The organism is Nonomuraea sp. GTA35, assembly GCF_041950525.1.
GTDB lineage: Bacteria > Actinomycetota > Actinomycetes > Streptosporangiales > Streptosporangiaceae > Nonomuraea.
In genome coordinates, this window is record NZ_JBGNUV010000008.1 from 169,291 (window position 1) to 195,585 (window position 26,295).

Below are 26,295 nucleotides of genomic sequence, written 5' to 3' on the forward strand. Positions count from 1 at the left end.
GTGGAGGACCCTGTGGAGGACCCCGTGGAGGACATGGTGCGGTCAAAGAAGCTTGTCCAGGGTGATCGGCAGGTCGTGGACGCGTTTGCCGGTGGCGTGGTGGACGGCGTTGGCGATCGCGGCGGCCACCCCCGTGACACCGATCTCGCCCAGCCCCAGCAGCCCGAGCGGCATGGTCGGATCGGGCTCGTCCAGGTAGTGGACGTCGATCGGCGGGATGTCGGCGTGCACGGGGACGTGGTACTCGGCCAGGCTCGGATTCATGATCCGCCCGGTGCGCGGATCCACCAGAGTCTCCTCCGAGAGTGCCATGCCGATGCCCATCACGATGCCGCCCCGGAGCTGGCTCGTGGCCGTCTTGGCGTTGATCACCCTGCCGACGTCGAACACGCCGAGCCAGCGCGACACCCGCACCTCGCCGGTGTCGGCGTCCACCCGTACCTCGCAGAACTGGGCGCCGCAGCCCGCCTTCACCCAGCGCCGCTGGTCGCGGACGAAGCGGGCGATGAACCTCGCCTGCCCGGCCAGCGCGCCGAGCCGCGTCCCGGAGCCGACCGCCGCCTCGACGTGGTCCTTTCCGGCCCTGGCGAGGATCTCCGCGTACGACCCGCCCTCGCCCAGCGCGCGCACCTTGCGCTTGAGCTTGTCGCAGGCGGTCAGCAGGCTCGCGGCGACGCTCACGGTCTGCGCGGAGGCACCCGCACCGGACCCGGCGGGCAGCGTGGAGTCGCCGTGCTCCACCCGCACCGCCTCGAACGGCACGCCGAGCGCGTCGGCCGCGATCTGCGCCTGGACGGTCGCCGCGCCCACGCCCACCTCCTGCAGGCCGCACCGCACCAGCACGCTCCCGTCCGCCGACAGCCGCACCGTGACGTTGGCGGTGAACCGCATCGTCCCGTGATGCGCGGTGGCCACGCCCATGCCGACCAGCCACCGGCCGTCCCGCATCGAGCCCGGCTCCGGCGTGCGGTCCGCCCAGCCGAACCGCTGCGCGCCGTACGCGTACGCCTCGCGCAGCAGCCGGTGGGAGAAGCGCTTGCCGTCGATCGGGTTGGTCTCCGGCTCGTTGCGCATCCGCAGCGCGATCGGGTCCATGCCCAGCTCGTAGGCGAGTTCGTCCACCGCCGCCTCCAGCGCGAACGTGCCGGGTGCCTCGCCTGGGGCACGCATGAAGGTGTTGGGAAGCTGGTCGAGCTCGACGAGGCTGTGCCGGAGGAGGATGTTCGGCGCGGCGTACAGGTGCCCGGACGGCGAGGTGACCGCTTCGGGCAGACCGCCGACCCGCCCGGTGCTGGTCACGCCGGTGTGGATGATCGCGGTCAGCCCACCGTCCGCCGTCGCGCCGAGCGCCACCCGCTGGATGGACGCCGAGCGTCCGCCTACCGTGCGGTAGACGCCCTCGCGGGTGAGCATCATCCGCACCGGCCGCCCGGTCGCGCGGGCCGCCAGCACGGTGAGCAGCGTGCCCGCCCACACCGGGCCCTTGCCGCCGAACGCGCCGCCGACGAACGGCGAGATCACCCGCACGGACGCCTCGGGCACGCCGAACCTGGCCGCGAGATGGGCACGGAGCGAGGTGGTGCCCTGTGTCCCCTCGTGCACGGTCAGCAGGTCGCCGTCCCACACGGCGGTGGTGGCGTGCGGCTCGATCGCGTTGTGGTTGAGCGGAGGGGTGGTGAAGCGCAGGTCCACCGACACCGGGGCGGCCTTGAGCGCCGTCTCGGCGTCGCCCTTCCTCGCGCTTCCTGGCATGAGCGGGTTGCCCTTCAGCGGGACGGCGTGCTCCTCCTCGGCGGCGAAGTCGACAGTGGCCGGGAACTGCCGGTAGGCGACCCTGACCAGTCCCGCGGCCTCGCGCGCGGCCTCCAGGGTTTCGGCGACGACGACCGCGACGGGCTGGCCGTTCCAGTGCACCTCGTCAGTGTTGAGGTAGTTGACCGTGGTCCCGATGAGGATCATGCCCATGTTCGCCAGGGTCGCCCGGGGCGGCGGCTTCATCCGGGGCGCGTTCTCGTGCGTGAGGACGGCCAGCACGCCCGGCACGGCGGCGGCCTCGGCCACGTCGAATCCGGTGACGCGGCCGCGCGCGATCGTCGCGTGCACCAGCGCGGCGTACGCGAGACCGGGGTAGGGGTACTCGGCCGCGAACCGCGCCTGCCCGCTCGTCTTGGCCCGGCCGTCCACCCTGTCGACAGGCTTGCCCACCACCGGCCCCGCCGCGGTCTGTGGCCTCGGCGGGCTCTGGATCTGGGTCATGAGCTGGTTCTGGTTCGCGACGTCGCGCGGTCCCGTCATGCCGCGCCTCCTTCCGTGAGCACCTGGCGCAGCGTCGCGACGATCGTTCGCCGGGCGAGCTCGATCTTGAATGCGTTTCCCGGAAGCCCTTCGGCGGGCGCGAGCTCGATCTCGGCGGCGTGCCGGAAGGACTCCTCCGTGGCGGGCGCGCCGAGCAGGGCCTGCTCGGCCTTCGAGGCCCGCCACGGCTTGGCGGCGACCCCGCCCAGCGCGAGCCGCACGCCGGTGACCGCCCCGTGCCGGACCTCCAGCGCGGCGGCGACCGAGACCAGCGCGAACGCGTACGAGGCGCGGTCACGCACCTTGCGGTAGCGCGAGTTCGCGGCGACCGGCAATGCGGGCAGCTCAACGGCGGTGATCAGCTCGTCGGCGGCCAGCTCGGTCTCGAGGTGCGGGGTGTCGCCGGGCAGCCGGTGAAGGCCGGCCAGCGCGATACGGCGGACGCCGCGCACACTCTCCACCTCGACCACGGCGTCCAGCGCGGCGAGCGCGACGCACATGTCGGACGGATGAGTGGCCACGCAGGCCGGGCTCGCGCCGAGGATCGCGCCGCCCCGGTGGAACCCCTCGCGTGCGGCGCAGCCGGCCCCCGGCTCGCGCTTGTTGCAGGTGGCCGCGCCGTCGTAGAAGTACGGGCAACGAGTGCGCTGCAGCAGGTTGCCCCCAACCGTCGCCATGTTCCTGAGCTGCGCCGACGCGCCCGACAGAATCGCCTGGGCCAGCATCGGGTACCGGCTGCGGACCAGCCGGTGCGAGGCGAGGCGGCTGTTGCGGACCCCCGCGCCGATGCGCACGCCCCCACCGGGCAGTTCCTCGATCTCCTCCAGCGGCAGCCCGGTGACGTCGACGACGGTTGCGGGCCGCTCGATTCCCTCGCGCATCAGGTCGACCAGGTTGGTGCCGCCGCCGAGGAACTTCGCGTCCGGCTCTGTCGCGACAGCCTGGACGGCGGTGGCCACGTCGGGCGGGCGCACGTACGCGAACGACCTCATCGCGCCGCCTCCGCCGGAACCCGGGCCGCGGCGTCCGCCCCGGCGACCTCCTGGATCGCGGCGACGATGCCGTTGTAGGCGCCGCAGCGGCACAGGTTGCCGCTCATCCGCTCCCTGATCTCGGCGCCGGTCAGCTCCACGCCGTCGGCGGTGAGGTGCTCGCTGACCGCGCTCGGCTCGCCGTCCGCGTGCTCGGCCAGCATGCCGATCGCCGAGCAGATCTGGCCGGAGGTGCAGTAGCCGCACTGGAACCCGTCGTGGGCGACGAACGCCGCCTGGAGCGGGCTCGCGACTCCCTCGATCGTGGTGATCTCGCGGCCCTCGTACTGGACGGCGAGTGCCAGGCAGGCATTGACGCGCACGCCGTCGGCCAGGACGGTGCAGGCTCCGCACGCGCCCTGGTCGCAGCCCTTCTTCGCGCCGGTCAGCCCGAGGCGCTCACGCAGCGCATCCAGCAGGCTGACCTGCGGTTCCAGGTCGAGCTCTTGGGTGGTCCCGTTCACCTGCAGCCGTACAGCGGGCATGGTTCCTCCGTCGATGGGGTACCCGGCGACGCTAACAGACCACTGTCCGCTTAACAAGCGGACAGCGGTCTGTTACGAGTGCCGTTATGCTGTCCGGGAACATGACAGAGCCGGAGTTTCTGCGGGCCAGGCGGCCGGAGCACAAGCAACAGCGACGCGAGGCGATCCTCGCCGCCGCGCGCGAGCTCGCCCTGCGCTCGGGCGTGCGCACGGTCAGCCTGCGCGCCGTGGCGGCGGCCGCGGGGCTGGCGAAGTCCAACGTGGTGCGCTATTTCGGCACGCGCGAGGAGATCTACCTCGAACTCGCCGCCGAAGAATGGCAAGGCTGGAAACAAGCGGTGACCGAGCGGCTGCGCGCCGCCGACGGTCCGGGCGACGTGGTCGACGCGCTCGCCGAGACGCTGGAGGCACGGCCGCTCCTGTGCGACCTCCTCGGCTACGCCGCGGCCGGCCTGGAGCACAACGTGTCGCTCGAGGCGGCCCGCGCGTTCAAGGTGGCACTCCTCGACGCGGGCGCCGAGATCGGGGCCGAAGTGGCGCGCGTCACCGGGTTGACCGACGGTGAAGGCCTGGAACTGCTCGGGACGGCCACCGCGCTGGCTGCGTTCCTCTACCCGATGGCTCACCCGCCTCCGGTACTGGCCGAGCTCTACGCGCGGGAGCCGTGGATCGCCGCCGGCCGCCCGCCGTTCCTCCCGACACTGAAGCGCGCCCTCACCGCGTTCCTCGCAGGCCTGCCGACGCTGCGCCCACACCAAGGCACGGACTGATGCTCATGGCGGTGGAGGCCTGACGCACCACCGCTTCGGTGGGGTGTGGCCACCTGCCCGCCGCGGCACGGGCGGGCGCCCGCGCTGCGAGGGGCCGGTCAGGCGGGGTCGAGGCGGATGTCAAGGCCGGCGGGCGCAACCTCTTCGGAGACCAGAACAAGGCCTACACCAAGGTCGGCTGGGAGGAGGTGGTCGCCCGAGATCCGCAGGCCATCCTGATCATCGTCTACGACAAGGGCAGCCCCGCCGCGAACGACGCCCGCTTCGCCGAAGCCGAAAAGTTCCTGCTCGACAGCCCAGCGCTGCGCGGCGTACGCGCGGTGACCGGCAAGCGCTTCGCCCGGCTGATCTACGAAGCGGCCTCGGTCGGCGGCGTCCGCAACGCCGACGCCGTGTTCACCGGCCACGTACGCCGGGGCGCTGGGATTCGCGTACAGGCGGCCTGGGGATATCGCCGGGTGCACGGCGAGCTGGTCGGGCTCGGCTACCGCGTGAGCGAAGCGACAGTGCGGCGGATCCTGCGGGGCCGGCGCAGCGGCCCGGCTCCCCGAGACGCCGACACCTCATGGCGAACGTTCCTGCGCACCCAGGCACAAGGGCTGTTGGCCGTCGACTTCTTCCACATCGACACGATTTCTCTGAAGCGTCTGTATGTGCTGTTCGTGATGGAAATCGCCACCCGGCGCGTGCACACCCTCGGTGTGACCGCCATCCGACCAGCGCCTGGATGGCCCAGCAGGCCCGCAACCTACTCATGGACCTCGGTGACCGGGTCAGATCCTTCCGCTTCCTCATCCGCGAACGGGATACCAAATTCACCGCTGTCTTTGCCGGCGAGGGCGTGACGGTGCTGAAGACCCCGCCGCGCACACCGCGGGCCAACTGCTATGCCGAGCGGTGGGTGCGCACCGTACGGGCCGAGTGCACTGACCGCATGCTGATCTACGGCGAACGGCACCTGCGCTCGGTGCTGGCCGAGTACGCCGATCACTACAACGGCCACCGGCCGCACCAGTCCCGCGCGCAGTGGCCACCCGATCAGGACGAGCGGACCGTCGTACCGTTGGAGGCCGGATCGAACGCAGGAAGGTGCTCGACGGGTTGATAAATGAGTACCATCGAGCCGCGTAGCCGCTCCGGAGAACGCCTAGCTCAAGCCCCATGCGATGAATTTTGAAGCGGTACAGCGACGGCATCAGCTGGGTGCGGCGGCGTACCGACCGACTGCTTCGGCCGACCACCGCGCTGTTCCTGGTGCTGGGATCGACACCCACGCCCGCGTCAGCGCGTCGGCGAACCGATGGTGCATGCCGGGCAGGTCGTCACCCTCGACCTCGATCACGTCATACCCATGTCCGCTCAGCAGGGACCGGACCTCGTCCCGGTCCTTGCGGGCCAGCAGGGTCGGCCCGGCGATCTTCGCGCCGTTCACGTGGATGACCGGCAGCACCGCGCCGTCGCGAACCGGGTTCATGAAGGAGATCCCGCTCCACGACCCCTCCAGCGGACCGGTCTCCGCCTCCCCGTCGCCGACCACCGCCAGCGCGATGAGATCCGGGTTGTCCATCACCGCGCCGAACGCGTGCAGCAGCACGTAGCCGAGCTCGCCGCCCTCGTGGATCGAGCCCGGGGTCGGCACCGACGCGTGGCTGGGAACCCCGCCGGGTGCGGAGAACTGGCGGAACAGCCGCAGCAGCCCCTCATCGTCCATGGTGACGTGCGGGTAGATCTCGGTGTAGGTACCCTCCAGGTAGCCGGCCCCGACCAGCGTCGGGCCGCCGTGCCCGGGACCGGCCAGGTAGATCATCTGCTGCCCGGTGTGCTGGATCAGCCGGGACGCGTGCGCGTACACCAGCGCCAGGCCGGGGCTGGTGCCCCAGTGTCCCAGGAGCCGCGGCTTGATGTGCTCGCCGGCCAGCGGCTCGCGCAGCAGCGGGTTGGCCATCAGGTAGATCTGGCCGACGGTCAGGTAGTTGTTGGCGCGCCACCACGCGTCGACCGCGGCGACGTCAGCGTCGGTGGGATGGGCGAGCCGGTTCACCACGTCCACGGTGGCGGTGCGGCGCTCGGTTTCGGTGGTTGGCACGAGAGACTCCATCCACCTGGATATCGGCGCTTACGTTGTTCCCCAGGGGCTCTGATCAGGTAATTCCCCAGGTCCTGGACGTTTTGTCAGTCTCCTTGTCGCTTGTTTCCCGGTTGGCGAGGGACTCTTGTCCGGGCGGTAGCTCCGCCTGTGTCATGGTGATGAGCCCGTAGAGGTCGTCGGCCTGGGGCGCGGTGAGCTCGCGCATGTCGAAGTCGTCCAGGAGAACCAGGACCAGGACGGCGGGGCGGGTGAGCGTGGCGAGCCGCCTACCCCAGGCGCGGTCGGGCCGGCCACCGGCGAGGATCCTGCTGGCCGTCATGAACCGGGCCGCGCCCTCGTATCGCCTTCCCCGTTTGTGCCTTTTGACCTGGGGAAACAACACCATTGGCTGCTAATCGCCGCCATACCCGCGACGCCCGGTGCCGCCGTCTGCCTGGTTGGCCTTTCCTCATGGGAGATCGACGATGCGTGTCAATACGGCCCCGGCCCCGATGACCGTCGCGCCCGATGCCCAGCTCGCCGACGCGGTCTTCGCCGACGAACGGGCCAACAGCGACCTCGTCCTGTTCCAGCGCCGGTCGGCCGGAGGCTGGCGTCCGGTGACGGCCCGGCAGTTCGCGGCCGACGTTCGCAGTCTGGCGGCCGGCTTCCTCGCCGGCGGGATCCAGCCCGGTGATCGGGTCGCGCTGCTGGCCGCCACCAGCTACGAGTGGACGGTGGTGGACTATGCCCTGTGGACGGTGGCGGCGCTGCCGGTCCCGATCTACGAGACCTCCTCGGCCGAGCAGATCCGCTGGGTGCTTCAGGACGCCGGCCCGGTCGCCGTGGTGGCCGAGCACGAGGAGCATCGCCGCCTGGTCGATGACGCGTCCGAGGGCCTGCCCGGGCCGCCGCGGGTGTGGCAGATCGACGGCGGCGGGCTGGACCGTCTGCGCGAGGGCGGGCGGGACGTGGACGACGCCCAGTTGCGTGAGCGCTGCCGGATGGTATCGGCCGATGACCTGGCGACGATCGTCTACACCTCGGGCACCACCGGCCGCCCGAAGGGCTGCATGCTGAGCCACGGCAACCTGCTGTACGAGGCCCGCGCCGCGATCGACAGCTTGGAGCAGATCTTCGGCCGGCACGCCTCGACCCTGCTGTTCCTCCCGCTGTCGCACGTCTTCGCGCGGGTGATCCAGCTGGCCTGCGTGGAGCGGGGCGTGTGCCTGGCGCACAACGCCGACCGGGCCAGGTTGACCGAGGACCTGGCCGCCCTGAAACCGTCGTTCCTGCTGGCGGTGCCCAGGGTCTTCGAGCGGGTCCACAACGCTGCTCAGCAGCGGGCCCATGCTCAGGGCAAGGGAAGGATCTTCGACTGGGCCGAGCGAACCGCCGTGGCCTACAGCCAGGCGCTGGACGACGGGCGGCCAGGCCGACGCCTGCGCCTGGCACACCGCCTGTGCGACCGGCTGGTGTACCGGCGGCTGCGGGCCGCGCTCGGCGGCCGGGTCGGCTACGCCATCTCCGGCGGAGCGCCGCTGGGCGTCCGGCTGGGTCACTTCTTCCGCGGAATCGGCATCACCGTGCTGGAAGGCTACGGGCTGACCGAGACCAGCGCCGCCGCGACCGTGAACCTGCCCCACGCGCAGAAGATCGGCACGGTGGGGCCGCCCCTGCCCGGGGTCGACATCCGGATCGCCGACGACGGCGAGATCCTGATCAAGGGCCCGATCGTGTTCCGGGGTTACTGGCGCAACGAGCAGAAGACCAGGGAGAGTCTGACCGATGACGGCTGGTTGCGTACCGGCGACGTCGGCGCCCTGGACGAGGACGGCTTCCTCACGATCTCCGGCCGCAAGAAGGAGATCATCGTCACCGCCGGCGGCAAGAACCTCGCCCCGGAGCCGCTGGAGGACCGCCTGCGCACCCACCCGCTCATCAGCCAGGCGGTCGTAGTCGGCGACCGGCGGCCGTACACCGCCGCGCTGATCACCCTGGACGCCAAGGCGCTGGCGTCATGGAAGCGGGCCGCCGGCAGGCCCGAGCAGGCCGGCCCGGCCGACCTGCGCGACGACCCGGATCTGCTGGCCAGGCTGCAGACGGCCGTGGACGAGGCCAACACGTCGGTGAGCCGGGCCGAGTCGATCCGCAGGTTTCGCATCCTTGCGATCGACCTGACCGAGCAGAACGGATATCTGACCCCGACCCTGAAGGTCAAGCGCGCCCTGGTTCACAAGGACTTCGCGGCCGACATCGAGGAGCTGTACCGCTGAGCGATGGACGATCGGCACTCGACAGGCTGGTTGCGGCCACGCCGGCGTCCCGCGACCGCGTGGTTGACGCCGCCCGGGCGCTGTGCATCGTGGTCGTGACCCCTCTGGCACTGGACGTTGTCGGTCACCCACCGCACCGCCGACGGCAGCCTGTCCATGCCCAACCCGATCCACGCCGTGCCCGGTGGCTGGCTGGCCACCTGGGTGCTGCAGATTATGCCGGTGTTCTTCCTGGTCGGCGGGTACGCCGACCTCGTCGGCTGGCAGCGGGCTCAAGAACGCGGGACGACCGCGGGCCGGTTCGTCCGAAGCCGGCTGCGCCGCCTGCTCTGGCCGACCGCCGTCTGGGCCCTGATCTGGCTCGCCGGCGAGCTGATCGCCTCCGCCCTGCCCGGCCCGCACCGATGGATGTGGCAGTGGTTCCCCGGCTACCTGACGCCGCAGTAGGGCGGGTTGTGCTTGTGGTGGTCGCCGATGCCGTCCGGGTAGGCCAGGCCGCACTCCGGACACGCGGTGTAGTCGGCGGTCTCCTGGCGCTCGTGCTCGCAGCGCTCGCAGTCCGGCCGGTGCTCGTCGTGCTCCAGGTGCTCGCGCATCTCCCGATGAATCTCGGCGTCGATGGCGGCCTCGTGCGCCAGCTCGGCGCAGTAGCAGCCGTCACAGATGGGGCAGACCCCGCACCCGCCGCACGGTGCGCGCAGGTAGTGGCCGCACGCCGGGTTGACGTCGTGCTCGGGGGTTGCCGTCCCAGGAGGAGACCCACAGGCGGCCGTCCCGGGCCGGGCCCGCAAGGGACGTGGGGACGGCGGGCTCGGCGTTGGCCTGGCGCTCGTGGTCGAGGGCGCGGGCGGCCGCGTTGTACGCCTCGCCGGTCCGGGCCGTTCGCGCCCTGATCGCCCTCTTCCTCGCCTTGTCTGCGGTCATGATCGGCTCATTTCTCTGCGGGTGCCCACGTCACTCCACCGGGCTGCGATCAGTCGCGATCGGGCGGGGGAGTGAGCCGGCGTCACGCGAGGCGGTGCCCCTTGTCCCCGTTGCCACCGGCGACGTGGGCGCCGAGCGGCTCGGAAGCGGGCAGGCGCGAGGTCTGCCCCTGGCGCCCACAGGACGCCGCGAGGCCGACACGTGCAGCGTGGTCGCCCTAGAGAGGGGGTGCCGTTAACCAACGTGTCAAAAGCCGCCAAAACTACGAAGATCCCTGCCTGACCTGCTGTAGGTCACAGTGTGTGAGGGCCGCCTTGAGGGGTAGGCGCTGATGACTATCACCAGTACAACAAGGGAGGCGCCATGAGCGGCGTTCTTTCCTCCGCCACCAAGACCCCCGTTCAGCTGGCGGCGCTCATCGTCGGCGCCGTGTTCCTGCTGATCGGCATTCTTGGGTTCATCCCCGGCATCACCACCAATTACGGTCAGATGCAGTTCGCTGGCCACGAGTCGGGCGCGATGCTGCTGGGCCTGTTCCAGGTGTCGGTCCTGCACAACATCGTCCACCTGGTGTTCGGGGTCGCTGGCGTCCTGCTGGCCAGGACGTGGGCAGGGGCACGCGGGTTCCTGTTCATCGGCGGCATCATCTACCTGGTGCTCTGGCTCTACGGGCTGTTCGTCCCGCACGGCGGCGGGGCCAACTTCGTCCCGTTCAACACGGCCGACAACTGGCTGCACCTGGTGCTGGGGGTCGTGATGATCGCGCTCGGGGCGATGGCGACGCGTGCGCGGCTCCAGCACCGCCTGGACATTCACTAGCCGAGCGAGGCGCGTGTGCCGGCGCGCTCCAGGTAACCCTTTGGTTCGTGCCGGTCGAGCGGGGAGCCGGAGATGCGCGCCTGCGCGATGCCAGCGTCTAGATCATCATTTCGCCGAGTGGCGGGCACGTCTCCACCAGCGCGTCGACGCCGTCCAGCGCCGCACCATCGGCGCCGTCCAGCGCCGCACCATCGGCTTCCGCTCGCTGCACGAGGCGCTAGTACTACAGTCATGTTCTGTGATCTAGAGTCTCATCCGTGCCGGATGTGGTGACGTCTGAGGATCTCCAGTCGTGGGCGGCGGGGTTGGATGAGTTGTTCGCGCGGGTTGCTAGTCGGTTCGGGCGGGTGGAGCCGCGTCGGCACGCGGGCGCATCTGGTCGGTTTGTTGGCGCCGGTGGAACGGAAGAACTGCTGGCAGTTGGCCGAGGCCGCGGGTGATGCGCAGCCTCATCGGATGCAGCGGTTACTGAACAACGTGCGCTGGGATCCACGGGAAGTCCGTGTGGACCTGCGTGATTACGTGATGGAGCAGCTGGGGATCCGGGCGGCGTGCTATGGAGGCGTGACCGAGGCGGCGGCGAACTGCCTCGATGGAGACACCGGCGTTGATGAGCTCGGTGGCGTGGGCGTGGCGCAGCTGGTGGATGTCGATCTTGACTTTCGCGGCGGCGCAGTAGGTCTGCCAGCGGTGGTGGGCGGCGTCGTAGGACCGCGGCCCGCTGCGGCCGTTGATGGAGGCGCGGAACAGCGGCCCGGCGGTGTAGCCGGCGTGGGTCAGGTAGAGCTTGAGCAGGGTGACGTAGCCGCGGTCGTCCAACAGGACAGTGCGGACGCTGCCGCCCTTGCCCGTGGATGCGGACGTGTTCGTCGTTCAGGCGCAAGTCGAGGTCCTCCACGTACAGGCCGCAGACTTCGGAGGCGCGGGCGCCGCAGACGTAGGCGGTCTAGAACAGCACCCGATCCCGCAGCCGGTCCAGCGGCAGGTCCTTACGCGGCCGCCGCGAGCAGATCACCGCCAGCACTTCAGCCACGTCGGCGGCCACGGCGGGGCGGGGCAGGCTCTTGGGCACCTTGACCGTGTCGATGCGGTCCATCGGGTTGGCGGCCAGGAGGTCGTGGCGGACCGCCCACTTGCCGAAGGAGGCGACGGCGGCGCGCTTGCGCTCGCGGTTGGCCGGCGAGCTCGGCCAGGAAGGCCCGGATCGGCGCGGCGGTCAGTGCGCCGACTCCTCGCCGTGGTGGGGCGGCGAAAGCGATCAGGTCGCCGCGGTAGGCGCGCCGGGTGTGGACGGAGGCGCCGGCGTTGGCCAGGTCGGTGAGGCAATCGTCCAGGTGCCGGGCGAGCGGGTGGGAGTGCCCGAGCTGCTCGACGATGATCAGATCCATCGTGTCGCCCTCCCTGATCCGCCGGGTTGCCAGATAACAGGGAAACGAAGCCTCCGCAGTGAGGAACGCTCGCCCAACTCGCGCTACGTCGGTGATCGCTACCTTGCCAGATAACGCAGATTATCTAAGAACTGGTCGAGCCCCGGCCCCGATCACAACCCTGAGGGCGTTCCCGTCCTCGGGCACCTGCGTCGGCAGTGGCGGTGTTCGGTCGATGCGCTCCCAGCTACACCAGCCCCGGCGACGGTATGGCGTCCGGACTACAGGGTGAGTAGCGCAAACTGCTCATAGCCAGCTGCCACATTCCGGGAGGTGCCGGACATTTACCAGGTGTCCGGCACCTTTCGGCAAGGAGACTCTGTGACACACCGAGATCGCTTCGAAGCGGTCTATGACGCGTACTACCCGGCGATACACCAGTACGCCGCACGCCGTACCGGTTCGCCCGACGACACGGCCGACGTCATCTCCGAGACGTTCCTCACCGCCTGGCGGCGCATCGGGGATGTGCCCGAGGGGGAGGAGGCGCTGCTGTGGCTGTACGGGGTGGCCCGCCGCGTGCTGGCTAACCAGCAGCGCGGCGATTTGCGCAGAGCTGTTCTCACCGAACGGCTGCGTGCGGAGTTGGCAGCCGACCGGCCGGTCAGACCGGTCGATCTGGACCATGTTCGCGCCGCCTTCGACGGGTTACCCGAACGTGACCGCGAGGTCTTGGCGCTGGCCTGCTGGGAGGGCCTGACCAGCCAGCAGATCGCCAAAGTTATGGGATGTACGGCTATTGCCGCCCGGACCCGGCTGCATCGGGCTCGCAAACGGATGGCGGCGGCGCTGGAGCGGCAGTCGTCCTTGACAATCGCGATGGGGGAAGCATGAGCGACATCGACAACCTGGTAAGGGCCATCGACCCGGCACCACACGCGCCGGATCAGGGGCCCGGCGCGCGCGAACTGCGTGCGGCGATCATGGCGACCCAGGCGCGCCCGCACCGGACGGCCCGGCGTCTGCCGCGGCGGGCCGGTGCCATCGGGCTCGCAGCGGCCGCGGCCGCGGCGGCGGTCTTCCTCGGCCAGGTCACCCTCACCGCAGCGCCCTCTCCCACGGTCACATCCGGCGGCACCGCCCTGTCGGGCACGTCGATCCTGCTGGCCGCCGCTACCAAGGCCCAAGCCGCCCCGGAAGGCGCCTACTGGCACCTCAAGGAGCTGTACGTGGGCTCGGCGGGGCCGTACGGCCAGAACGGTAACACCTACCATCTGGAAACCTCATACCTCTCCGAGACGTGGGTGGCCAAGGATGGCCGAGGCTGGATCGGCCGCAGGCAGCTGGCCGCACGCCCCCTGGATGTGGAGGCATGGCGCCGGGACGGCTCGCCGGCCGAATGGGAGATGGGGAAGGACGGCGGCGTCTACTCCACCTCGCCCGGCGAGGGCACGCTCACCCGGCTCAAGGGGGAGCAGAAGCTCTACTGGAGTGCCCTGCCCCTGACCCTGAAGGAGATCGAGGCGCTGCCCGCCGACCCCGAAGCGCTGAAGAAGCGGGCCGCTGAGGCGATCCGTAGCGATCAGGATTTCGCCGGTTCGGCGGAGGACTGGCTGCCACGTACCCTAGCTTCGCTCCTGTACGAGCTGCCCGCCTCCCCACAGGTGCGCAGCGCCGCCTACCAGGCGCTGGCGACGCTGCCCGCAGTGCGGGTCGAAGGCCGGACCACCGATCCGCAGGGGCGGCCGGGCGTCTCCGTGACCTTCCCGATCCAGCAGGGCCAACCCACCCAGGGCAGACTGATCATCGACCCCGACACCTCCAAAGTGCTGACCTTCGAAGTCACCGGCGGCATGCCACAGGTGAAAGACCGGGTCACCAGGGTGCTGGAGTCCGGCTGGACCGATACGCGGCCGTCCCCGCCCTCCGCCGAGTAAGGCCGCCGGGCCGGCCGGCCGCGGCGCGAGCCCGCCGGCCAGCCCGGCTACATCCGCCCTCGGTGAGGGGAAGTGAGCGGGTAAGCGGTGATGAGGTGGAGCCGGGTGCCCATTCCAACCGGAACGGGCCGTAGAGCTTGACGCGGGGGCCAGAACAGAGGCTGAGCCTGCGGCGGGTTTTCAGGAGTGAGCCGCTCATACGGCCCCGCACGCCGACAGGCGGCCACGATCATGGTTCTTCCAGGGTTCGGGTATCAGAGGTTGACCAGGAAGGTGGTGCCTGACTCGTGCACCAGCGTGGGGCGCAGCGGTCGCCAGCCATCGTCCAGTTCGGCGAGTTCGGCTTCGATGCCGACGGTGATGAGGCCGAAGATAACCATCGCGGTCACGTTCGGCGGTGGTGCCCTGGCGCTGCACAAGGCGGCGCAGCGCCTCACGGCGCTTGCCAAGGTCCAAGCCGTCGTTCATGGTGCCGCTGGGGTGTCACGGTGCTCGGCGCTCGCGCGCAGGATGATGTCGTCGGGGTGCCGCCTCTTCAGTTCCGCATACCGACGCCGTGCCTGATCGGGCGTGACGGCGCCCCAGGGAAGGGTGAGACTCGCCCCCCATCAGTTCGGCGATCTGTTCCCAGGTGCGACCGCGCTTGCGGGCGCCGTGAAGCACGCACAGTTCCTGCACTTCAGCCGTTTGACGAGCTTCGACGACCGCGGCGAGGGCGGCGTCGATATCCGCGTCGACGACCGGGTTCCCGTCGTTTCGGCGTGTGCCGTACCGCGCTTCCTCGGTCAACTCGCGGTACAGGCGGACCAAACGGGGCGTGCTGATCTACTGGACGGTCGAGACCGCGGGAGGCTGGGCCAGGACCGGGGTGTTCAACCAGATTCGTGATCAGCTCCGCCGCGCCGTCCGCTTGCGCGCCGGCCGGTGCCCGAACCCGGTCACAGGCGTCATCGACTCCCAGACCGTGCGTGCGGCGGCCACCGTCACCGGCCGCTCACACTCGTACGACGCCGGCAAGCGGGTAGGGGGCAGGAAACGTCATCTGGTCGTGGACACGCTCGGCCTGCTCATGGGCATCATGGTCACCCCGTCCGGGCAGCCCGACCGCGACGCCGCCCGGGAACTTCTGGCCCGGCTGCGGATGCTGCATCCGCAGCTCACCCTGGTCCGGTCCGTCAGTGCCTACGCCGGGACGCTGGTGGTGTGGGCCCGCCGCTTCTTGCGCCTGACGTTGAAGATCGTGACCAAACGGCCAGGTCAGACCGGGTTCAAGGTACTTGCGCGAAGGTGGATCGTCGAAAGATCCATTTTTTGGTTGATGAACGCGCGTCGCAATGCGATGGACTACGAGCGCAAGCCTTCACACAGTGAGGCACACCTGACCGTAGCCGCGATCGCGCTCCTGACCCGGCGGCTGACCAGGAAAAGGCCACCGGCATGGACTCGAAAACCGACGTCCGGGGCGCGTGCCGCTTGAAGGAGGAACATTACGTATGAGCGGCAGACCAGGGCCGCAGCGCTCATAGAGGTCCGTCCGCCATCTGGACGCCATATGGACGCCATTGACTCCGTACTGGAGAATCTCGCCGTCATGGCGCACCGGGTGCCCGACGGGAAGGAGCGCGGCCGGTGACGCCGGGCTCCTCTTGTGGAGCCAGGCCACTGGCTCGCTGATGTCCCAGGCGCAGGTGTCAAAGCCCCAGAGCTGCTCGAGATCGCAGAGTCCAACCCATCGGGTGACCGTGTCTCCATTGTTGGTGCAGGCCAGGAAGAACGTGCCGTCGTGGTGGCGCAAGGTCGGGGCGAAGAGCGTGAACGGGCCGCCGGCGCCGTCGCGGCGGAACTGCTCGGGCCGGGTGGCCGCGTAGCCGATCAGGTCCCAGTGCACCAGGTCGGTGGAGTGGCGGATCGCGATGCCCGGCCAGAAGTCCACGGTCGAATTGGCGAGGTAGTAGTCGTCGCCGACCCGGCACACGGACGGGTCGGGCGCGATGCCCCGCACGACGGGGTTGCGGAACGTCGGGCGAGCTGCGGACATAGGGGATTCCTCAAGATCAGCGATGACGCCTCGCGCCGCGACGGCGCGGAGAATGCGTCTGGACGCCGGCGTCAGGCGTCGACATTCCGGTGCGGGGCAACGTCGTGGGCGCGTTCGTGGGTGGTTGCGGTGGTGGCACGGCCGCGCAGCGCCCCGCGAGCAGCACCGCACCGATTCGCACCATAGAGTTACTTCGGGCTCATCGCGCCGCCCGAGTGGAGGGCCTTACTGGTGGGCGCCGCCGTCAATGCGGATCTCGGAACCCGTGATGAACGCGCCGTCATCGGAGATCAGCATGGCGACGACGCCCGCGACCTTCTCCGGCCCCGGGATGCCACCGGGCAGGGCGGGCGTGAGCTTGAGGAACAGGTCCCAGTCGGTGTCCTCGGGCACGAGGTGGCCGATATTGTTGGTGATCCCGCTGCTGATCCCGCCCGGGACCACGTTGACCGCCCGCAGGCCCTGCTTGCCGTACTCCTGGGCGATGGAGTGCGTGAAGGAGAAGATGCCGCCCTTGCTGGCCGAGTACGCGGCCATGAACGGGTGGGCGAAGAACGCGGCGGTCGAGCTGAAGTTCACCACCACGCCGTGACCGCTTTCGAGCAGGTACGGCAGGGCGGCGCGGGTCATCAGGAAGGTCCCCGTCAGGTTGGTGCCGATGACGTGGTTCCACAGCTCCAGGGAGCACTCGTGGGTGTGCGCGCCGCGCAGGATCGCCGCCGCGTTGACTACCGCGTCCAGCCCGCCCAGCTCGGCGACAGCCGTACTGACCAGGGCGTTCACCGAGTTCTCCGCGGAGATGTCGACCGTGGCGAGCGTGAGCCGCTCGGCTCCCGCCAGCTCCTGCAGGCCGTCTTCGGCGATGTCGGCGGCCACGACGTGCGCGCCCTCTTCGAGCAGTCGCAGCGTGGTCGCGCGGGCGATGCCCGATGCCGCTCCAGTGATCAGGATCCGTCGGCCGGCGAGCCGTTCCATGTGCATGTCCTCCAAAACCAGTGCTGGGCTCGCGGCGCCACCGTCCGCGCGTGACAGCCCGCCCACCAGGTCACAGAGGACTCATCGCACGGCGACCCGGCATTCACGACATCGTCACTTACACGTGTAACTCCACGACGGCCAGACGCTAACATCGTTGAAGCAGTTGGGCAAACGCGACGAGGGAGCACGTGGCGGAGGAGAAGGCCAAGCGGCGGGCCGTGGCGGAGAGCGCGGCACGCGGAGCGGCCAAGCGCAGGGTGACCAGCGTGGACGTGGCCAGGGAGGCAGGCATGTCCCGGGCGACGGTCAGCTACGTGCTGAACAACACGCCCGGTCAGTCCATCCCCGAGTCGACCCGCCAGCGCGTGCTGCAGGCGGCCGAACGCCTCGGTTACACGCCCTACGCCCCGGCTCGCACGCTGCGCAGCGGCCGCAGCGACGTGGTGCTTTTCGTGCTGCCCGACTGGCCCCAGGGGCCGACCATGGCCGACCTGGTCGACCGGGCCGCGCACGTCCTGGCCGAGGCCGGGCTGACCCTCGTCACCCACGTGCACGCCGCCGGCGATGACGGGCTGGCCAGACTCTGGACGTCCCTCACTCCTGCCGCCGTGTTCGGCATGCGTCCCTTCAGCGCCGTGGAGTTGGAGAGCATGCGGCGCGCCGGCATCTCCGCCGTCCTGCCGTACACCGACCAGCCTGGCGAGGACGTCGGCGGCTCGCTGTGGGTGTTGGGTGTGGGCGGGTTGCAGGCCCAATATCTGATCGGGAAGGGCCATACGAGGCTCGCCTGCGCCTTGCCGGACGAGCCGCGCCTGACGGCGCTGGGGCGGGCGCGGGCCGAAGGTGTGGCGCTGGTGTGCGCGGAGGCGGGGCTGCCGCGGCCCGTGCTCTCGACGGTTCCGCTGGACGCCGAGGCGGCGGCGGAAGTGATCGGCACGTGGCGAGGCGCCGGCGTGACCGGAATCTGCGCTTACAACGACGAGGTCGCGCTGGCGCTGCAGGCCGGTCTGCGGGCGCGGGGAGAGAGCTTGGCCGTGATCGGCGCCGACGACATTCCGGCGGCGCGCTTCGCCGTACCGCCGCTCACCACGGTGGCCCAGGACAGCGGCGAGCTCGGCGCGCACATCGCCCGCGCTCTCCTGGACGCTCTCCAGGGCGAGCAGCCTGACCTGGAAACCTTCCCCGGCGCCGCCCTGCATGTCGTGGAGCGCGAGTCCGCGTAGACCGTTTGCTTCACCTGCATGAAATGTGACCTTCCGATCACTTGCACGTGTAAGTAGTCGATGGCTAGCATCCGGGACACGCCTTCCACCCCTCTTCGACCTGTGGGGTCTTCATGAGCACACCGACCACCCCCGTACTGCCCAGGGTCGGGTCCCGCTACATCGCCTTGATGGTCCTGGCCCAGTTCGGGGTCTTCATGGCGTTCATCACGCCGGTGGCCATCTCCCTGTCCGTCCGGCTCAGCGAGCTCGCGCCCGGCCACGAGGAGTACCTCGGCTACATCACCGGGATCGGTGGCCTGGTGCCGTTGGTGGCCGGGCCTGTCCTCGGCACCTTGAGCGACCGGACCCGAACCCGCTTCGGCCGCCGGCGCCCGTTCATCCTCGGCGGCATGCTGCTCGGCGTCGTCTCCCTCGTCGTGATGGCGCTGGCCCCGAACGTGCTCGTCTTGGGTTCCGGCTGGGTGCTGGCCCAGTTCGGGTGGGGCCAGGCCTTCGGCAACCTGATCATCTCGCAGGCCGACCGGCTCCCGGAAGAGCAACGCGGCAAAGTGGCCGGGCTCGGCGGATTCGCGACACTGATCGCTCCGGTCATCGGCGTCATCCTGTCAGGCGGCCTGGCCGACGACGCCGTGCTGCTCTTCCTCGTGCCCGGTGCCATCGGCGTAGTGGCCATCGTGGCGTTCGCCTGGCTGGTCGACGAGGCCGACAGCCGTGACATGCCGCCCGCCGAGCCGCTGACGGCGAGGTCGCTGCTGGTGCTGTACACGTGGCCGGTGCGGAGATATCGCGACTTCTCGCTCAACTGGGCGGGGCGCTTCGCCTTCTACTTCGGCCTGACGCTCAACACGACCTTCACCGCCTTCTTCTTCGCCTCCCGTCTGGGAGTGGAGGTCAAGGATGTGGCCGCCACGCTCGCGGTGGTCTCCGGCATCGGCGTCCTGGCGACCGCTGCGGGGGCCATGGGCGGTGGCTTCCTGTCGGACAATCTGCGCCGCCGCCGGGTCTTCGTGCTTGCCGCCGGAACGATCTACGCGCTCGGCTCGGTGACCATGGCGCTCTCCTCCAGCGTGCCGTTGCTGTTCGCCGGGTCGCTGATCTGCTCGGCAGGGCTGGGGATGTTCTCCGCCGTGGACCAGGCACTCGCCCTGGACGTCCTGCCTGAGCGGGAGACGAACGCGGGCCGCTACCTGGGCGTGTTCGGCTTCGCCACCTCGGTGCCGCAGTCGGCCGCGCCGTTCATCGCGCCGCTGTTCCTGGCCGTTGGCGCCGGCGGCGGGGAGAAGAACTACACGCTGCTCTACCTGATCGCCGCCGCCAGCACCCTGCTCGGCGGCCTGATCGTCCTTCGTATCCAGTCCGTCCGCTGAGGAGCCTCGCGTCCATGTCGTTCGTCACCGCGCCGTTCCAGGCCGAAGCCCCCTACTTCCGGCACGAGTTCACCGCCGACCGGCCGCCTGAGCGGGCCCGGTTGCAGGTGACCGCGCTGGGCATCGTGGAGCCGTACCTGAACGGCGCCCGCGTCGGGGACGAGGTGCTCACCCCCGGCTGGACCTCCTATCGGCACCGGCTCCAGGTCAGCACCTACGACGTCACCAACCTGATCCGCTCGGGAAGCAATGCGCTGGGCGCGATCGTCGGTGAAGGCTGGGCATCCGGCCGCCTCGGCTACGAGGGCAAGAGCCGCCACTACACCGATCGGCCCGCGCTGTACATGCGGCTGGAGCTGACATATGGCTCCAGGACCGAAGTGATCGTCACCGACGAGCAATGGACTGCGGGTACCGGCGCGGTGCTGGCCGCGAGTCTGTACGACGGGGAGACCTATGACGCCCGGCTGGAGCCGCAGGGCTGGCACCTGCCCGGTTTCACCGGCGGCTGGGCACCCGTCGAGCCGTTCGCCTGGCCGTTGGACGCCCTGGTGCCCAGGTCCGCCGAGCCGATCCGCCGGATCGAGGAGATCGCCCCGGTGAAGATCACCGGAAAGATCGTCGACTTCGGGCAGATCCTCTCCGGCTGGGTGAAGCTCACCGTTACTGGCGAGGCCGGGCAGAGAGTGACGATCCGCCATGCCGAGCTGCTCAAGGACGGCGAGCTCGACACCGAGACCCTGCGCTCGGCCAAGTCCACCGACACCTACATCCACGCCGGCGGCACGGCCACGTGGGAGCCGCGTTTCACCTTCCACGGCTTCCGCTACGCCGAGATCGACGGCCCCTTCGACGAGGTCAAGGCCGTCGTCGTGCACAGCGACATGCGCCGCACCGGCTGGCTGGACACCTCCGACGACCTGCTCAACCGGTTGCACGCCAACACGGTCTGGTCGATGCGCGGCAACTTCGTCGGCGTGCCCACCGACTGCCCGCAGCGCGACGAACGGCTGGGCTGGACCGGCGACCTCAACGCCTTCGCCCCCACCGCCGCATTCCTGTACGACGTGCGCGGGGTGCTCGGCTCCTGGCTGCAGGACCTGGCCGCCGAGCAGCGCGCCCTCGGCTACGTGCCGTGGGTGGTCCCGAACGTGCTGTCCAACCCCTCGACCCCGACCGCGCTGTGGAGTGACGTGGCGGTCAGCCTGCCGTGGACGCTCTACCAGGAGTACGGCGACGCCGACATCCTGCGCAGGAGCTACGACTCCATGGCCGCCTTCATCCGCGACGTGGCCACCCGCCTGGACGAGGACGGGCTGTGGAGCACTGGCTTCCAGTTCGGCGACTGGCTCGACCCCGACGCGCCCGCCGACAACCCGGCGGGCGGCAAGACCGACCGGCACCTGGTGGCCGCCGCCTACCTGGCCAAGACCACTCGCGAAATGGCCGAGACCGCCCGCATCCTGCGCACCGAGGACGCCGAGGACTTCCAGTCCCTGGCCGACAGGGTGCGAGAAGCCTTCCGCGCGGAATACCTCACCCCGAAAGGCCGCGTCGCCGGGGAGACCGCCACCGCCTACGCGCTGGCCATCTGCTTCGGCCTGCTCGACCCCGACCAGCAGGCCAAGGCGGGAAATCGGCTGGCCGAGCTGGTCGCGAAGGCCGGATACCGGATCTCCACCGGTTTCGCCGGGACCCCGCTGATCCTGCCCGCGCTGAGCATGACCGGCCACCTGACCGAGGCCTACCTGATGCTGATGGAGACCGGGTGCCCCTCATTCCTCTACCCGGTGACCATGGGCGCGAGCACCATCTGGGAGCGCTGGGACGCGATCCAGCCCGACGGCACGCTCAACTCCACCGGCATGACCTCGCTCAACCACTACGCCCTGGGCGCGGTGTGCGACTGGATTCACAAGACTGTCGGCGGCCTGACCCCGCTGAAGCCTGGCTACCGCACGATGCTGATCGCCCCCAAACCCGGCGGCGGCCTCACCCACGCCACGCTCAGCCACTGGACCGTGCACGGCGACGTCCGCATCACCTGGCGCATCGACGACCGCTTCACCCTGGACGCCACGATTCCCGAGGGGACGCAGGCCGTGGTGGAACTGCCTGACGGCCAGAGCGCCGAGATCTCCGCCGGCCACCACACCTTCACCTGCGAACTCGCTCAGCCCGAGCGGGAGCCGTACAGCATGGACACCTCGCTCAAGACGCTCGCCGCGGATCCGGTGGTGTGGCGGGCGCTGAAGGAGGTGTTCGCCAAGCACTTCCCCGGCGTCCCCATCGACGGGGACGCTCCCGAGGCCGCCGCGTTCTCGCTCAACAGCGTCCTCGAGTTCATTCCCGGCGCCTCCGACGAACTGCGCAACGACCTGAAGGAAGCCATCACGTGAACCTGCAAGACAAGGCGTCCCTGCTGTCCGGCCGGGACTTCTGGAGCACCGAGCCGGTCGGCGACCTCCCGTCCGCCGTGCTGAGCGACGGCCCGCACGGCGTGCGGCGGCAGAGCGGGGAGGCCGACCACGTGGGCATCCACGAGAGCCTGCCCGCCACCTGCTTCCCGCCCGCCGTGGCGGTCGGCTCCAGTTGGGATCCCGCGCTCGCGGGCAGGCTGGCCGCCGCGGTGGCCGCCGAGGCCCGTGCGCTGGACGTGCAGATCAGCCTGGGGCCGGGAGTGAACATCAAGCGTTCCCCGCTGTGCGGGCGCAACTTCGAGTACTACTCCGAAGACCCGCTGCTCACCGGCGTGCTGGCCACAGCCCACGTGGAAACGTTGCAGGCCGAGGGGGTGGGGGCGTCGGTCAAGCACTTCGCGGCCAACAACCAGGAGACGCGGCGCATGCGGGTCAGCGCCGAGGTCGACGAGCGCACCCTGCGCGAGATCTACCTGCCCGCCTTCGAGCGCGTGGTCACGCAGGCCGAGCCCGCCACGGTGATGGCCGCCTACAACAAGCTCAACGGCACCTACGCCAGCCAGCACCCCTGGCTCCTCACGCAGGTGCTGCGCGAGGAGTGGGGCTTCGACGGCGTCGTGGTCTCCGACTGGGGCGCGGTCAACGACCGTGTCGCGGCGCTGAAGGCCGGGCTGGATCTGGAGATGCCCGGTAACCCGGACAACGACGCCAAGCTCGTGCGGGCCGTACTCGAGGGAAGGCTCGACGAGGCGGTCATCGACCGGTCCGTCGCGCGCGTACGCGCCATGGTGGACACATGGCCGGCGCGGCCGGGGAGCTTCGACGCCGACGCCCACCACGCGCTGGCCCGCGAGCTGGCCGCCGACTGCGCCGTGCTGCTGAAGAACGACGGTGGCGTGCTGCCCGTCGGCCCGGAGATCCGCACCATCGCCGTGGTCGGCCCCTTCGCGACCGAGCCCCGCTTCCAGGGCGGCGGCAGCTCCCACATCAACCCCACCCGGGTGGACATCCCGCTGGAGGAGATCAGGAAGCTGGCCGGAAACCGGACCGTCACCACCGACCCCGAGGGGGCCGACCTGGCCGTCGTCTTCGCCGGACTGGCCGAGGCCGACGAGTCGGAAGGCTACGACCGCACCACCATCGAGCTGCCCGGCGAGCAGGTCGAGCTCATCCGCGCCACCGCCGCGGCCGCCCGCCGTACCGTCGTGGTCCTGTCCAACGGCGGGGTGGTGTCCCTGGAGGGCTGGCATGACGAGGTGGACTCGATCCTGGAGGGCTGGCTGCTCGGCCAGGCGGGCGGCGGTGCCCTGGCCGACCTCCTGTTCGGCAGGGTCAACCCGTCCGGGCGGCTGGCGGAAACCATCCCGCTGCGCCTGCAGGACACCCCGTCGTTCGTGAACTTCCCCGGCGAGCAGGACATCGTCCGGTACGGCGAGGGCGTCATGGTCGGTTACCGCTACCACGAGACCGTGCAACGGCCCGTCCGCTTCCCCTTCGGCCACGGCCTGACCTACACCACCTTTGCCGTGAGCGACCTGGTCGTCGAGGCGACCGGCGACGACACCGCGAAGGCGTCGCTGACCGTCACCAACACCGGAACACGCCCCGGCAAGCACGTCGTCCAGCTCTACGTCGCCACCGACGCAGGACCCGTCCGGCGACCTGCCCGCGAGCTGCGCGCCTTCACCAAGGTGTTCCTGGAGCCCGCCCAGTCCACCATGGTGGAGTTCGAGCTGGACGCGCGGGCCTTCGCCTACTGGGACGTCCTGGAGCACCACTGGCTCGTCGCGCCCGGCGACTACACCGTGCAGATCGGCGAGAACGCCGCCACGATCGTGGCCGAGCAGACCATCAAGCTCGCCGGCGAGGTGATCGCCAAGGAGCTCAGCTTGCACTCCAGCGTCGCCGAGTGGTTCGGCCATCCCGCGGTCGGACCGGCGCTCATGGCCCACATGGCCGCGAACATGTCCCAGGAACAGCAGGAGCAGGCCGCCGAGCACGGCGACATGCTGCGCATGGTGGAATCCCTGCCGATGCGCCAGTTCCGTGGCTTCGTGGGCGACCTGCTCACCGACAGGGTGCTTCAAGACCTGATCGAGCTGAGCCGCGAGCGGGCTCACCCCTGAACGGGCTCGCCGCTCGTGGCGCAGGCGGGTGGCGTAGGTGTGGCGCAGCTCATGGGGACGGGTGCCGGCCAGCCCGGTGTCCTGGGGCGCGGCCTGGCCGGCGGCGAGGACGACGTCGGTGATGCCGCCCCCGTCGCCTGCCACGCGCCCGGGCGCATGCCTGTCGCCTTCCGGAAGAACACCGAGAAGTTGGACGCGTCGGAGAAGCCGAGCGTGTTGGCGCAGGCGGCCGCAGTGAGGCGGTCGTGTGCGAGGAGCCGTTTGGCCTCCAGGACGATCCGATCGACGATGTACGCCTTCGCGCTGCGGCCGGTGACCTGCTGCACCGCTCTTGTGAGGGTGCGGGGCGCGTATCCCAGTGTCCGGGCGTAGTAGCCGACGTCGTGATGTTCCCGGAAGTGCGCGTCGACGCTGGACCGGAACAGTCGGAACACCGGATTGATCGACCGTGCTTCGGCGTGAGGGGGCCGTAGCCGGGCGATGAGCGCGGAGAGCAGGATCTCGGGCAGCTCCGTCGAGATATCCCCGGGTGGGGCGGATGCTTCGAGGAGGAGATGGTCGCGCGCGGCGTCGACGAACGGCCAGTCCGCGTCGGAAATGCACCAGTGTGCGACCAGGTCCGGGGACGCGACGAGCTCCCGGGTGGCGTGGGTGACCGGCGCGGTCGGCACGAACAGCACGACGTGCCCAGCCACGCCAGCGATGTCATCCCATCGGTGCACAGCCCCAGGAGCGACCCACACCACGGACCGCTCCTGGAGCGGGTGTCGGAGGAAGTCCACGGTGACGGATCCGTGCCCGGCATCGACGACGGCGAGGACGTGGAAGTCGGCACGCTGTGTCCCGCCGTCATTCAGCTCGCGAAGGCGGCCGAACGTCATGGTTTCGACAGTGGCGGCACGGCGCCCGGCGGGCTGGTACGTCATCTGCCGGATCACGGTCATCTGTCCAGTTTCCACCATCAGGTGACCCGTCGTGCCGATGCCCTGGCGCAGCGGAAGAGATTGGATGAACACACAGAACAACCGCATCAGAACCTTGATCAAGAGAGTCTCGATGAACACGACGCAGCAGCCCCTCCTGCCCGCTTATGACCACCGGCCGGGGACCGGACCGACCCTGGTGTTTCTGCACTACTGGGGTGGATCCGCCCGCACCTGGGACCTCGTCGTCGACCGCCTCGCGGGACGCGACATGCTCACTGTCGACTTCCGCGGGTGGAGCCGCTCGAGCAGCCTGACCGGCCCCTACACCCTCCGCCAACTCGCCGACGACACGCTCGCCGTGATCGCCGACGCGGGCGTCACCGAATACGTCCTCGTCGGACATTCCATGGGTGGCAAGATCGCGCAGCTCATAGCGGCGACCCGGCCTGCAGGCCTTCGCGGGATCATCCTCGTCGGTTCCGCTCCGGCGAAGCCCGCCGTAGAGATCACTCCCGAGTACCGGGAAGGCCTTTCCCACGCCTACGACTCCGACGAGTCCGTCGCTGACGCACGGGATCACATCCTCACCGCGACAGAGCTGCCCGAAGCGATCAAGTCGCAGATCGCGACCGACTCGCGGGCCAGCAGCGACGCCGCCCGCACGGAGTGGCCGCTGCGCGGCATCGCGGAGGACGTCTGCGAGCACACCCGCATGATCAGCGTCCCCGCCCTCGTCGTCGCCGGAGAGAACGACCATGTCGAGCCCGTCGACGTGCTCGCCAACAACCTGGTGCCCTACCTCCCCGGAGCCGACTTCACGGTGATTCCGAACACGGGTCACCTGATCCCGCTGGAAGCTCCGGCCGACCTCGTCGACGCAATCACAGCCTTCGCACCAGCCTGAAAATCGACTTCGTCCACGATCACCCGCGGGACGCCCCGCCGCGTGACAGCGCGAGGCCGAGGCCCGACCCTCCCGCGGTGATACGCACCCCGCCCGACCTGCTTGCCGCGGCCGACCGGGGCGACAAGCAGGTCGGCCTCACCGCCCGGCGCCGTGCCGAGACACCTCAGCAGGTGGGGCCCGTGTTCATGGACTACCTGCGGGCCGGTGACGTTGAGGATCTGCTGTCGCTCCACGAGCCGACAGCGGCGGCTCCACCGCCTCGCGGACCGGGAAGGTCTGCGGACCAAGGGCGAACCCGCGGCATGGCCATATGGCCTCTGACCTGATGGTCGTGG

The 26,295-nt window shown here is 70.0% G+C and carries 29 protein-coding genes and 1 pseudogene; 16 read left to right on the top strand and 14 right to left on the bottom strand.

The window, feature by feature from the left end:
• Positions 1–42: 42 nt before the first annotated feature.
• The 3 genes from ACBJ32_RS32525 to ACBJ32_RS32535 are packed head-to-tail and all read right to left on the bottom strand — an operon-like array spanning position 43 to position 3,811.
• Entirely contained in the window at positions 43–2,295 is a 2,253-nt protein-coding gene (locus ACBJ32_RS32525) for a xanthine dehydrogenase family protein molybdopterin-binding subunit (protein WP_375129986.1), read from the bottom strand.
• Positions 2,292–3,287, bottom strand: a complete 996-nt coding sequence (locus tag ACBJ32_RS32530) for an FAD binding domain-containing protein (protein WP_375129987.1) — start codon at positions 3,285–3,287, stop codon at positions 2,292–2,294. The genes ACBJ32_RS32525 and ACBJ32_RS32530 overlap by 4 nt, the downstream gene beginning before the upstream one ends.
• Complete coding sequence (locus ACBJ32_RS32535; protein WP_375129988.1) at positions 3,284–3,811, bottom strand: 2Fe-2S iron-sulfur cluster-binding protein; 528 nt, start codon at positions 3,809–3,811, stop codon at positions 3,284–3,286. The genes ACBJ32_RS32530 and ACBJ32_RS32535 overlap by 4 nt, the downstream gene beginning before the upstream one ends.
• 101 nt (positions 3,812–3,912) lie before the next feature.
• On the opposite strand from ACBJ32_RS32535, the gene ACBJ32_RS32540 reads away from it, so the two are divergent.
• From ACBJ32_RS32540 to ACBJ32_RS32550, 3 genes are read left to right on the top strand one after another with little or no spacing between them, the layout of a single operon-like run.
• The gene (locus ACBJ32_RS32540) at positions 3,913–4,581 is read left to right on the top strand and encodes a TetR family transcriptional regulator (RefSeq protein ID WP_375129989.1); all 669 of its coding nucleotides are present in this window, start codon (positions 3,913–3,915) and stop codon (positions 4,579–4,581) included.
• A 38-nt stretch (positions 4,582–4,619) separates the two neighbouring features.
• Entirely contained in the window at positions 4,620–5,426 is an 807-nt protein-coding gene (locus ACBJ32_RS32545; RefSeq protein ID WP_375129990.1) for a hypothetical protein, read from the top strand.
• A complete protein-coding gene (locus ACBJ32_RS32550) occupies positions 5,423–5,686 on the top strand; it encodes an integrase core domain-containing protein (RefSeq protein ID WP_375129991.1) in 264 nt (87 codons plus the stop codon). Before ACBJ32_RS32545 ends, ACBJ32_RS32550 begins: the two co-directional genes overlap by 4 nt.
• Before the next feature lie 90 nt (positions 5,687–5,776).
• Here the strand turns inward: ACBJ32_RS32550 and ACBJ32_RS32555 are convergent, their stop codons facing one another.
• Complete coding sequence (locus ACBJ32_RS32555; RefSeq protein ID WP_375129992.1) at positions 5,777–6,667, bottom strand: hypothetical protein; 891 nt, start codon at positions 6,665–6,667, stop codon at positions 5,777–5,779.
• Between the two features lie 55 nt (positions 6,668–6,722).
• Entirely contained in the window at positions 6,723–6,989 is a 267-nt protein-coding gene (locus ACBJ32_RS32560; RefSeq protein ID WP_375129993.1) for a hypothetical protein, read from the bottom strand.
• 145 nt (positions 6,990–7,134) lie between these two features.
• Between ACBJ32_RS32560 and ACBJ32_RS32565 the strand changes: the two genes are divergently transcribed.
• Positions 7,135–8,925: an AMP-dependent synthetase/ligase gene (locus ACBJ32_RS32565; RefSeq protein ID WP_375129994.1), complete on the top strand. Its 1,791-nt coding sequence runs from the start codon at positions 7,135–7,137 to the stop codon at positions 8,923–8,925.
• Between the two features lie 117 nt (positions 8,926–9,042).
• The gene (locus ACBJ32_RS32570) at positions 9,043–9,372 is read left to right on the top strand and encodes an acyltransferase family protein (protein WP_375129995.1); all 330 of its coding nucleotides are present in this window, start codon (positions 9,043–9,045) and stop codon (positions 9,370–9,372) included.
• On the opposite strand, the gene ACBJ32_RS32575 is transcribed toward ACBJ32_RS32570, so the two are convergent.
• Both ACBJ32_RS32575 and ACBJ32_RS32580 read right to left on the bottom strand, forming a co-directional pair.
• Complete coding sequence (locus ACBJ32_RS32575) at positions 9,354–9,521, bottom strand: hypothetical protein (RefSeq protein WP_375129996.1); 168 nt, start codon at positions 9,519–9,521, stop codon at positions 9,354–9,356. The genes ACBJ32_RS32570 and ACBJ32_RS32575 overlap by 19 nt on opposite strands.
• Positions 9,522–9,582: 61 nt before the next feature.
• Positions 9,583–9,849 carry a hypothetical protein gene (locus ACBJ32_RS32580; RefSeq protein WP_375129997.1) on the bottom strand — a complete coding sequence of 89 codons (267 nt, stop codon included), beginning with the start codon at positions 9,847–9,849 and terminating at the stop codon, positions 9,583–9,585.
• Between the two features lie 363 nt (positions 9,850–10,212).
• Here ACBJ32_RS32580 and ACBJ32_RS32585 point away from each other — a divergent pair, with 363 nt between their 5' ends.
• Both ACBJ32_RS32585 and ACBJ32_RS32590 read left to right on the top strand, forming a co-directional pair.
• A complete protein-coding gene (locus ACBJ32_RS32585; RefSeq protein ID WP_375129998.1) occupies positions 10,213–10,668 on the top strand; it encodes a DUF4383 domain-containing protein in 456 nt (151 codons plus the stop codon).
• A gap of 257 nt (positions 10,669–10,925) precedes the next feature.
• Positions 10,926–11,208 (top strand): annotated as a pseudogene (locus tag ACBJ32_RS32590) (transposase); the annotation flags it as partial.
• On the opposite strand, the gene ACBJ32_RS32595 reads toward ACBJ32_RS32590, so the two are convergent.
• Both ACBJ32_RS32595 and ACBJ32_RS32600 read right to left on the bottom strand, forming a co-directional pair.
• The gene (locus tag ACBJ32_RS32595; RefSeq protein WP_375129999.1) at positions 11,134–11,487 is read right to left on the bottom strand and encodes a tyrosine-type recombinase/integrase; all 354 of its coding nucleotides are present in this window, start codon (positions 11,485–11,487) and stop codon (positions 11,134–11,136) included. The pseudogene ACBJ32_RS32590 and the gene ACBJ32_RS32595 overlap by 75 nt on opposite strands.
• A gap of 127 nt (positions 11,488–11,614) precedes the next feature.
• On the bottom strand, positions 11,615–11,764 hold the full coding sequence (locus ACBJ32_RS32600) for a hypothetical protein (protein WP_375130000.1): 150 nt from the start codon (positions 11,762–11,764) through the stop codon (positions 11,615–11,617).
• A 37-nt stretch (positions 11,765–11,801) separates the two neighbouring features.
• Here ACBJ32_RS32600 and ACBJ32_RS32605 point away from each other — a divergent pair, with 37 nt between their 5' ends.
• From ACBJ32_RS32605 to ACBJ32_RS32615, 3 genes are all read left to right on the top strand, one after another.
• Positions 11,802–12,170 (top strand): hypothetical protein, encoded by a 369-nt coding sequence (locus tag ACBJ32_RS32605; protein WP_375130001.1) that lies wholly within the window; start codon positions 11,802–11,804, stop codon positions 12,168–12,170.
• Between the two features lie 246 nt (positions 12,171–12,416).
• Positions 12,417–12,929, top strand: a complete 513-nt coding sequence (locus tag ACBJ32_RS32610; RefSeq protein ID WP_375130002.1) for an RNA polymerase sigma factor — start codon at positions 12,417–12,419, stop codon at positions 12,927–12,929.
• Positions 12,926–13,972: a CU044_5270 family protein gene (locus ACBJ32_RS32615; RefSeq protein ID WP_375130003.1), complete on the top strand. Its 1,047-nt coding sequence runs from the start codon at positions 12,926–12,928 to the stop codon at positions 13,970–13,972. Before ACBJ32_RS32610 ends, ACBJ32_RS32615 begins: the two co-directional genes overlap by 4 nt.
• A 254-nt stretch (positions 13,973–14,226) precedes the next feature.
• On the opposite strand, the gene ACBJ32_RS32620 is transcribed toward ACBJ32_RS32615, so the two are convergent.
• Both ACBJ32_RS32620 and ACBJ32_RS32625 read right to left on the bottom strand, forming a co-directional pair.
• Positions 14,227–14,361: a hypothetical protein gene (locus ACBJ32_RS32620; protein ID WP_375130004.1), complete on the bottom strand. Its 135-nt coding sequence runs from the start codon at positions 14,359–14,361 to the stop codon at positions 14,227–14,229.
• Between the two features lie 94 nt (positions 14,362–14,455).
• Positions 14,456–14,782, bottom strand: a complete 327-nt coding sequence (locus ACBJ32_RS32625; protein WP_375130005.1) for a hypothetical protein — start codon at positions 14,780–14,782, stop codon at positions 14,456–14,458.
• A gap of 7 nt (positions 14,783–14,789) precedes the next feature.
• On the opposite strand from ACBJ32_RS32625, the gene ACBJ32_RS32630 reads away from it, so the two are divergent.
• On the top strand, positions 14,790–15,449 hold the full coding sequence (locus ACBJ32_RS32630; RefSeq protein ID WP_375130006.1) for a transposase: 660 nt from the start codon (positions 14,790–14,792) through the stop codon (positions 15,447–15,449).
• Here ACBJ32_RS32630 and ACBJ32_RS32635 read toward each other — a convergent pair.
• Both ACBJ32_RS32635 and ACBJ32_RS32640 read right to left on the bottom strand, forming a co-directional pair.
• Positions 15,333–16,010, bottom strand: coding sequence for a family 43 glycosylhydrolase (locus ACBJ32_RS32635; protein ID WP_375130007.1), 678 nt, complete (start codon positions 16,008–16,010; stop codon positions 15,333–15,335). The genes ACBJ32_RS32630 and ACBJ32_RS32635 overlap by 117 nt on opposite strands.
• Positions 16,011–16,235: 225 nt before the next feature.
• The gene (locus tag ACBJ32_RS32640) at positions 16,236–16,985 is read right to left on the bottom strand and encodes an SDR family NAD(P)-dependent oxidoreductase (protein WP_375130008.1); all 750 of its coding nucleotides are present in this window, start codon (positions 16,983–16,985) and stop codon (positions 16,236–16,238) included.
• 191 nt (positions 16,986–17,176) lie between these two features.
• On the opposite strand from ACBJ32_RS32640, the gene ACBJ32_RS32645 reads away from it, so the two are divergent.
• The 4 genes from ACBJ32_RS32645 to ACBJ32_RS32660 all read left to right on the top strand — a co-directional run bounded on the left by ACBJ32_RS32645 (position 17,177) and on the right by ACBJ32_RS32660 (position 24,127).
• Positions 17,177–18,211, top strand: a complete 1,035-nt coding sequence (locus tag ACBJ32_RS32645; RefSeq protein ID WP_375130009.1) for a LacI family DNA-binding transcriptional regulator — start codon at positions 17,177–17,179, stop codon at positions 18,209–18,211.
• Between the two features lie 113 nt (positions 18,212–18,324).
• Positions 18,325–19,581 (top strand): MFS transporter, encoded by a 1,257-nt coding sequence (locus tag ACBJ32_RS32650; protein WP_375130010.1) that lies wholly within the window; start codon positions 18,325–18,327, stop codon positions 19,579–19,581.
• 14 nt (positions 19,582–19,595) lie between these two features.
• Positions 19,596–21,980, top strand: a complete 2,385-nt coding sequence (locus ACBJ32_RS32655; RefSeq protein WP_375130011.1) for a family 78 glycoside hydrolase catalytic domain — start codon at positions 19,596–19,598, stop codon at positions 21,978–21,980.
• Positions 21,977–24,127: a glycoside hydrolase family 3 C-terminal domain-containing protein gene (locus ACBJ32_RS32660; protein ID WP_375130012.1), complete on the top strand. Its 2,151-nt coding sequence runs from the start codon at positions 21,977–21,979 to the stop codon at positions 24,125–24,127. The genes ACBJ32_RS32655 and ACBJ32_RS32660 overlap by 4 nt, the downstream gene beginning before the upstream one ends.
• On the opposite strand, the gene ACBJ32_RS32665 is transcribed toward ACBJ32_RS32660, so the two are convergent.
• Entirely contained in the window at positions 24,118–25,191 is a 1,074-nt protein-coding gene (locus ACBJ32_RS32665; protein ID WP_375130013.1) for a helix-turn-helix domain-containing protein, read from the bottom strand. The genes ACBJ32_RS32660 and ACBJ32_RS32665 overlap by 10 nt on opposite strands.
• Here ACBJ32_RS32665 and ACBJ32_RS32670 point away from each other — a divergent pair.
• Positions 25,184–25,957 (top strand): alpha/beta fold hydrolase, encoded by a 774-nt coding sequence (locus tag ACBJ32_RS32670; RefSeq protein WP_375130014.1) that lies wholly within the window; start codon positions 25,184–25,186, stop codon positions 25,955–25,957. The genes ACBJ32_RS32665 and ACBJ32_RS32670 overlap by 8 nt on opposite strands.
• Positions 25,958–26,295 lie beyond the last annotated feature (338 nt).